Annotated in this window: 1 protein-coding gene; it reads left to right on the top strand. The window is 38.4% G+C overall.

Annotated features, from left to right (window positions below; translation table 11 throughout):
• On the top strand, positions 1-1,005 hold a 1,005-nt coding region (locus tag ACFIJZ_RS09770), incomplete at its 5' end, for a tyrosine-type recombinase/integrase (RefSeq protein WP_375631964.1).
• Positions 1,006-1,204: the final 199 nt, after the last annotated feature.

Here is a 1,204-nt window from a genome sequence, read left to right as displayed (position 1 = left end):
GCTTTAAGAGATGTTTCTTTAAAACAAGCCCGTGAATGTGCAATGCAATGGCGTGCTGTTTTACGTGAAGGGCGTGATCCTATTAAAGAACGTAATAAACAAAAGCGTGAGGCAATAAGTAATCTCCATTATTTAAAAGATATTGCTTTAGATGCTTTTGAAAGTCGTAAAGCTGAATTAAAAGGTGACGGTAAAAATGGAAATTGGTTTACACCTTTACGCCTTCATATTCTTCCCAAGTTAGGCTGTTTACCCGTTTCAGAGATTACCCAAACAGAGATACGCAATACCCTTGCCCCCATTTGGCATACAAAAGCTGGAACAGCCCAAGCAGCATTGATACGTCTTAATCTTTGTCTCAAACATGCGGCTGCCTTGGGTTTGAATGTTGATTTACAAGCAACAGAAAAAGCACGTGCTCTCTTAGGAAAACAACGTCATAAGATCACTAATAGACCAGCAATGGATTGGAAAGATATACCAGCTTTTTATCAGTTCCTCTGTAAAACACAAAACATAACACATCTTGCTTTGCGCTTGCTTATCCTTACAGGGGTTCGCTCTAACCCTTTACGTCATATTCATAAAGATCAAATTGATGGGGATATATGGACCATACCTGCTGAGAATATGAAAGGAAAGCGTGATACAACAAAAGAATTTCGCGTCCCCTTATCATCTGAAGCATTAAAAGTAATTGAACAAGCCCGCTGTATTTCTAAAAGTGATTTCATCTTTTCACTTACCGGTCGTGGTCCTCTTTCACATACGATGATGGCGGCGTATATGAGAAAAAATAAAATTGAAGCCTGCCCGCATGGTTTTCGTTCTAGTTTACGCAATTGGCTCGCTGAAACAACCGATGCCCCCTATGAGGTCGCTGAAACCATTCTAAGTCATACAGTAGGAGGTAAAGTAGAGCGTGCCTATCGTCGGACTGACTATTTAGAACAGCGCCGCGTTTATATGGATAAATGGGCGGCATATGTCACTGGTCAATCTTAAGATATGGGGTGAATAACCCCATGATCTGTGGATAACTTTAGCTCTCTTCTCTCTCATTCTTTCTCAATAAGATTCATAAATTATCACATCAGAAATTGTATAATAAAATATTGTTTTCTATGAATAAAACATCTTTCTAAATGAACAAAAATGTGGTTAATAAATAGTTATGATTTGTTACCATTTTTTGATAGAAAGG

It is taken from the genome of Bartonella sp. CL70QHWL (assembly GCF_042194855.1).
Lineage (GTDB): Bacteria > Pseudomonadota > Alphaproteobacteria > Rhizobiales > Rhizobiaceae > Bartonella.
This window is presented reverse-complemented; position numbering and strand designations above follow the sequence as displayed.